Raw genomic sequence first — 6,000 nt, 5'->3', positions numbered from 1 at the left:
GATGGGGAGGGGAACGGCGTAGACTCCTGCGGAAAAACGGACGAGACAAGACCCCGCAGCGAATGCGAGGAGGCTTGTTCGTTCGTCCGCCGGAAAGCGAAGCCGTTCCCCTCACCATCTATCCCATACTCACATAGACAGAGCCTCGGCATTTCCTATGTTAGAAAACAACAACCTTTGAGAAAGTGCTTTATATAAACCGTATAAACGGCTTGATGTCGGGCATCTGTTTGCTGAGGGACGGTAAAAAAGATAGGTTGATAGAAAGTTATGATCATATACAGGAATATAAATGGACTCTTTAGGGTAAAAGATAATGTTTCTATGATTTTTTAGAATGCTCTGAAAAAAAAGTGTTCGAGAAAGGTAGTCCTAATCCTTCACTTGAAACGAACAAAGCCTAAAAGGGGTGAAAGCAGGATGAGTGACAGATATTCCCGTCAAGTATTGTTTAAACCTATTGGAGAAACCGGGCAGGGAAAAATAGCTGAGAAGCATGTCGTGGTGATCGGGGCGGGGGCGTTGGGATCTGCCAATGCGGAATCTCTTGTCAGAGCGGGGATAGGTAGATTGACGATCATTGACCGAGATTATGTGGAGATGAGCAATCTTCATCGTCAGCAGTTATATACAGAGAGTGATGCCATGGAGGGGTTACCTAAAGCCGTCGCCGCCAAAAACCGATTGGAAAAGATTCACTCAGGAGTACATATCACTGCCTCGGTGGCAGAAGCTGACGCAGAGTGGCTGTCGGAGTCCGCTAAGGATGCGGATCTGTTGTTGGATTGTACGGATAACTTTGATATTCGTTTTATCATAAATGACATCTCCCTTAAATATCACGTTCCGTGGATATATGGATCTTGTGTCGGGAGCACAGGGATGAGCTATACGATTCTTCCAGGAAAGACGCCTTGCCTGAATTGTCTCACGGGATCCGTTCCGATGTCAGGTGGGACGTGTGATTCTTCCGGTATCATCGCTCCTGTTGTCCAAATGGTAGCAGCCTATCAAGCAACGGAAGCTCTGAAGCTTTTAGTGGAAGATCACGACTCATTGAGAAGCGGGCTGATCACCTTCGATCTGTGGGGCAATCAATCCTGTACGATGAATGTATCAAAAGCCAGAAGGGATGGATGCCCTTCCTGTGGTATAAATCCGGTGTATCCATATTTACAGTTTGAAAACCGTACCAAGACAGCGGTCCTTTGTGGAAGGGATACAGTGCAGATCAGGTCGCCGCATCATCCACACTCATTAAATGAACTGGAACGAAACTTGGAAGGTTTAGGAGAAATGAAGCGGAATCCCTATTTGCTTTCATTTGATTATGCGCCTTATAGGATCGTGTTCTTTCATGATGGCCGGACATTTATCCATGGTACCAATGATATGAACGAAGCTAAGAAGATTTATCATCGCTTAATCGGATAGGAGGGGGCAGATGTTGGAACGTCGAACGCCCATTAAGGTAGAAGAAGCCATAGAATGTCTTCTGAAGTATAAACAGAAAGGCACAGTCGAAAACGTGGAAATCGAAAAGGCATCCGGCAGATTCCTTGGGGAAAATCTATTTGCCGATCATGATGTCCCGCTATTTGACCGCTCCCCGTACGATGGGTTTGCCATAAGAGCCGAAGATTCTACATATGCGTCGAAGGATAACCCTGCTTCTATGGAAGTGGTTTCTGAAATAGGAGCAGGAAGTGTATACAGTCAACCACTAAAAGAGAACCAGGCCGTCAGGATCATGACAGGCGCACCGATTCCAGAGGGAGCGAGCGCAGTGGTCATGCTTGAATTGGTGAAGAACTATGAAGAAAACGGAAGAGCGTACATTACCATAAACCGGCCATATAAGGAGGGGGACAATATTTCCTTCCGCGGGGAGGATACGAAAAAGGGGACGATCCTTGCTGAGAAAGGAACGTACATCAATCCAGGGATCGTGGCGCTCCTGGCCACATTCGGCTATAAGGAAGTACCCGTCAGCAGGAAACCGAAAGTAGGGGTCCTCGCGACTGGAAGTGAATTGCTTGAAATAGATGAACCACTCGTACCCGGCAAGATCCGGAATAGTAATTCCTATATGGTCCTCTCCCAGATTGAACGGGCAGGCGGCGAAGGGATCTTCCTGGGACAATTGAGCGATGACCTTGACCTGTGCTTCGGGCATGTGGAAAAAGCCCTTCAACAGGTGGATTTCCTGATCACGACAGGTGGTGTATCCGTAGGTGATTATGATTACCTTCCGGATATTTATAGTAAGCTTGGAGCAAATGTCCTGTTCAATAAAGTGGGCATGCGGCCTGGAAGTGTCACAACGGTTGCCGAGAAGGATGGAAAGCTCCTATTCGGATTATCCGGCAATCCTTCTGCTTGTTATGTAGGCTTTGAATTATTCGTCAGACCCGTCATTCGATTTTATTTACAGTGCTCCCATCTCTTTGTCAGAAGGGAAGAAGCCGTTCTCGGTAAAGATTTCCCTAAACCGAATCCCTTTACCCGGTTTGTCAGGGGGGAAATGACGTATTCAGGAGGAAGCGTGTTTGCCGCACCTACAGGTCTGGATAAATCAGGTGTCGTTTCCTCATTGGCTTCTGCCAATGTCCTGATTGTCCTTCCGAGTGGAACAAGGGGATATAAGGAGGGACTGAGGGTGCACGTATTACTGTTGGAAGACCAGCAGGGAAGCGACCTGACCGGTGATTATTTTCAGAAGAATGAATCTAGTGAAGAAAGGATGCAGCTCCGTGAATGATGATTTATTTGTGATAACAGATGCCCCTATTCATCCAGAGGAAGTTTCTGCGAAAGTGGAAAGCAGTGACGCCGGAGCCATAACCATTTTTTGCGGCACCGTCAGAGAATGGACGAAAGGAAGAAGAACCCTCTATTTAGAGTATCAGGCCTATGAATCAATGGCTGTGAAGAAACTTGCAGAAATCGGGGGGCAGGTCCAAGATAAATGGCCGGCTGCCAAGGTAGCAATCACACACCGGGTGGGAAGGCTCGACATATCCGACCTGGCAGTGGTCATTGCCGTATCATCCCCCCACCGTAAAGCGGCCTATGAGGCTAATGAATATGTGATCGAACAGATTAAGAAAATTGTCCCGATCTGGAAGAAAGAGCATTGGGAAGATGGGGAACAGTGGATAGGAGATCAACTCCAGCATGTGGAATATCCGGACGGGAAACCAATGAAAGGAAGTGGAGCGGATGATTAAGGTATTCCTTTTTGCCCATCTGCAGGAAAGGGCAGGGCGACAAGAGGTGACGATAGACCAGGGGGAACTTACTGTGAAAGAGTTAAAGGAAAGGTTGATGGATGACTATCACCTTCCTTCTTTAGATGGCGTCATGGTTGCAGTCAATGAACAATACTCCGTGGAAGATGAAGTGATTTCCTCAGGAGACGTTGTGGCGCTCATTCCTCCAGTCAGCGGGGGATGATAGAGGTACCCGACAGACGATGAAGATATGAAAGGAGATGATCCATTTGCTGGAGGAGCATAGGAAGGCATCGGCTAAAGTAGTCTCATGTAAAGTGGTGACAGTAAGCGATACAAGAACAAAAGAAACAGATAATAGTGGAAAGCTTCTAATGGAATTTCTCCAACATTCAGGACATGCAGTCGCTGAATACGAGATCGTAAAAGACGATATCAGCACCATTACGGCTTCACTGGAAAAAGCGATACATAATCAAGAGATACAGGCAGTATTATTGAATGGTGGAACAGGCATAAGCAAAAGGGATGTAACGATAGAAGCAGTGAAATCTTTATTGGATAAGGAACTGGTGGGCTTTGGTGAACTGTTCCGTTTCCTAAGCTACAGGGATGATATTGGCTCCGCTGCGATTTTATCTAGGGCGATTGCAGGGGTATCGGGTGACACGATCATCTTTTCCATGCCGGGATCATCGGGAGCCGTAAAACTTGCCATGGAACAATTGATCATCCCCGAAATAGGTCATATTGCAAATGAAATGACAAAGGATTTCAGGTAGAAGGAAAAATGATGACTAAAAGGATATGGATCCTTATCACCATCATATTCCTCGTAACCGGCTGTTCCCCTAAAGACCAGGACAAGGTCACCCTGACCATATCGGCAGCGGCCAGCCTGAAAGATAGTATGATGGAAGTGAAAAAGGACTTTGAAAAACAGCATCCCGGCATTCAAATTCTCTTTAACTTTGGCGGAACCGGCGCGTTAAGAAAACAGGTGGAACAAGGGGCCCCGAGTGATGTGTTCCTTTCTGCATCCAAAAAGGATTACGAAAGATTGATAGACGGAGGATTGATTGACTCAACCCTGGGAGGGCCGTTCTTAGCAAACCGATTAGTGATCATCGCCCCTGAATCGAGCAGTGACCCAAGTCTTGATGCCCTTTCCCGCTCCAAGGATAAGCTTGCTATAGGAAACCCGGCATTTGTTCCGGCGGGAAACTATGCAAAACAGGCATTGATGGGTATGGATAAGTGGAATGAGGTCAAGGATCAGCTCGTATTGGCCAAAGATGTAAGAGGGGTGCTTACGCTGGTGGAAAATCAGTCTGTTTCATTGGGGATTGTCTATGCCAGTGATTTGACTTCAAGCAAAAAGGTGAAATCCATACAGTCGATCAACCCTTCCCATCATTCAAAAATCGGTTACTATGCAGGAGTACTACAAAACAGCAAGTATCCAAAAGAAGCAGCCGTTTTTTATAAATTTGTCATCAGTAATAAAAGAAAAGATACGTTTGAAAAATTTGGATTTACTAAAGGGTAATTTGTAAAGAAGTAGGTGGACATTCAGATGGAATCATTTTGGTTCCCTATCAAGCTTTCCCTTTTGGTCGCAGCGTCAGCAACCATTTTTACGTTCGTTATTTCTGTAGCACTTTCACATAGGTTCTCCCGGATCAACTTTCGGGGCAAGACTGTTTTGGAGACCCTGTTCATGCTGCCGCTCGTATTACCACCGTCTGTCGTTGGGTTTATCCTTCTCATATTGTTTGGGATCAATAGTCCAATAGGGAGAGGAATAGAAAATGTAATGGGAGAAACGATTTTGTTTACCCCATATGCCGCCATCATTGCCGCTGTCGTGGTGGCGTTCCCGTTGATGTATCAATCTGCGAAAGCAGGATTTCTGAGCATAGATGGAGATATTGAGGATGCCTCAAGGGTGGATGGGGCTTCAGAGTGGAAGACACTCATGTATGTGTCGATCCCGCTTGCAAGCAGATCACTGCTGACAGGGGCGGTACTCAGCTTCACAAGGGCCTTGGGTGAATTCGGGGCCACTTTACTGTTTGCAGGAAACATTCCTGGAAAAACCCAGACCATCTCAACGGCCATTTACGTAGCTATTGAATCCGGGGAAGACGGACTGGCGTGGAAATACGTCGGGATAAGCATTGCGGTTTCCTTCATCTTCCTGCTGTTGGTGAATCGAATCAACGACCGGCCCTGAAGATCGAAGACCGGAAGATTCACAGGGGGAGCGTGTCAGAGATGGTCCCGGTGGAAATCACCATTTTTCCCGCCCGATTTATGCAATAAGTAGGTCTGTCCGATGATCATCCCTTTATCTACAGACTTACACATATCATACACACAAAGGGCTGTTGCCGTAGCGGCAGTCAAGGCTTCCATCTCCACCCCGGTGCTCCCTTTCGTTTTTACTTCTGCCGTTATATGTAACTCATGGGAGGCATCATTCATTTCTTTCCAGTTAAAAGAGATATTGACACTGCTGATGGGAATGGGATGGCACATCGGGATGATGGCAGATGTTTGTTTTGCCGCCATGATACCGGCAACCTGTGCGACTCCAAGGACATCGCCTTTTTTAAAATCATGATGGACTATTTTTTGATGAATTTCCTGATTGACTTGAATGGAAGAGTGAGCAATAGCTGTTCGGACGGTTTCCTCTTTACTGGAGATATCAACCATTTTCGCTCTGCCCTCTTCATTAAAATGAGTAAAGTTAGACATTATG

General features: G+C 46.4%; 8 protein-coding genes. 7 read left to right on the top strand and 1 reads right to left on the bottom strand.

Annotated elements, in window-relative coordinates:
* Nucleotides 1-420 precede the first annotated feature (420 nt).
* Genes NQ095_RS21285 through modB form a run of 7 tightly spaced genes read left to right on the top strand, consistent with a single transcriptional unit; the run spans nt 421 to nt 5,469 of the window.
* Nucleotides 421-1,434: a MoeB/ThiF family adenylyltransferase gene (locus NQ095_RS21285; RefSeq protein WP_258265371.1), complete on the top strand. Its 1,014-nt coding sequence runs from the start codon at nt 421-423 to the stop codon at nt 1,432-1,434.
* 13 nt (nt 1,435-1,447) lie between these two features.
* Nucleotides 1,448-2,761 (top strand): molybdopterin molybdotransferase MoeA, encoded by a 1,314-nt coding sequence (locus tag NQ095_RS21280; RefSeq protein ID WP_309137678.1) that lies wholly within the window; start codon nt 1,448-1,450, stop codon nt 2,759-2,761.
* On the top strand, nt 2,754-3,230 hold the full coding sequence (locus tag NQ095_RS21275; RefSeq protein WP_258265369.1) for a molybdenum cofactor biosynthesis protein MoaE: 477 nt from the start codon (nt 2,754-2,756) through the stop codon (nt 3,228-3,230). Before NQ095_RS21280 ends, NQ095_RS21275 begins: the two co-directional genes overlap by 8 nt.
* Nucleotides 3,223-3,456 (top strand): molybdopterin converting factor subunit 1, encoded by a 234-nt coding sequence (gene moaD / locus NQ095_RS21270; RefSeq protein WP_258265368.1) that lies wholly within the window; start codon nt 3,223-3,225, stop codon nt 3,454-3,456. The genes NQ095_RS21275 and moaD overlap by 8 nt, the downstream gene beginning before the upstream one ends.
* A 46-nt stretch (nt 3,457-3,502) precedes the next feature.
* Nucleotides 3,503-4,015, top strand: a complete 513-nt coding sequence (locus NQ095_RS21265; protein ID WP_258265367.1) for a MogA/MoaB family molybdenum cofactor biosynthesis protein — start codon at nt 3,503-3,505, stop codon at nt 4,013-4,015.
* Nucleotides 4,016-4,023: 8 nt separating this feature from the next.
* Nucleotides 4,024-4,782 (top strand): molybdate ABC transporter substrate-binding protein, encoded by a 759-nt coding sequence (modA, locus tag NQ095_RS21260; RefSeq protein ID WP_258265366.1) that lies wholly within the window; start codon nt 4,024-4,026, stop codon nt 4,780-4,782.
* 27 nt (nt 4,783-4,809) lie between these two features.
* On the top strand, nt 4,810-5,469 hold the full coding sequence (gene modB / locus NQ095_RS21255) for a molybdate ABC transporter permease subunit (protein ID WP_258265365.1): 660 nt from the start codon (nt 4,810-4,812) through the stop codon (nt 5,467-5,469).
* Nucleotides 5,470-5,504: 35 nt separating this feature from the next.
* Here the strand turns inward: modB and moaC are convergent, their stop codons facing one another.
* Entirely contained in the window at nt 5,505-5,996 is a 492-nt protein-coding gene (gene moaC, locus NQ095_RS21250) for a cyclic pyranopterin monophosphate synthase MoaC (protein WP_258265364.1), read from the bottom strand.
* Between the last annotated feature and the right edge of the window lie 4 nt (nt 5,997-6,000).

This window comes from Rossellomorea sp. SC111 (assembly GCF_024733565.1).
In the GTDB taxonomy this organism is placed as follows: Bacteria; Bacillota; Bacilli; order Bacillales; family Bacillaceae_B; genus Rossellomorea.
This window is presented reverse-complemented; position numbering and strand designations above follow the sequence as displayed.

Coding starts and splice junctions, on each gene's coding strand:
- NQ095_RS21285 (WP_258265371.1), top strand. CDS start 421: ATGAGTGACAGATATTCCCGTCAAGTATTGTTTAAACCTATTGGAGAA.
- moaD (WP_258265368.1), top strand. CDS start 3,223: ATGATTAAGGTATTCCTTTTTGCCCATCTGCAGGAAAGGGCAGGGCGA.
- modA (WP_258265366.1), top strand. CDS start 4,024: ATGATGACTAAAAGGATATGGATCCTTATCACCATCATATTCCTCGTA.
- modB (WP_258265365.1), top strand. CDS start 4,810: ATGGAATCATTTTGGTTCCCTATCAAGCTTTCCCTTTTGGTCGCAGCG.
- moaC (WP_258265364.1), bottom strand. CDS start 5,996: ATGTCTAACTTTACTCATTTTAATGAAGAGGGCAGAGCGAAAATGGTT.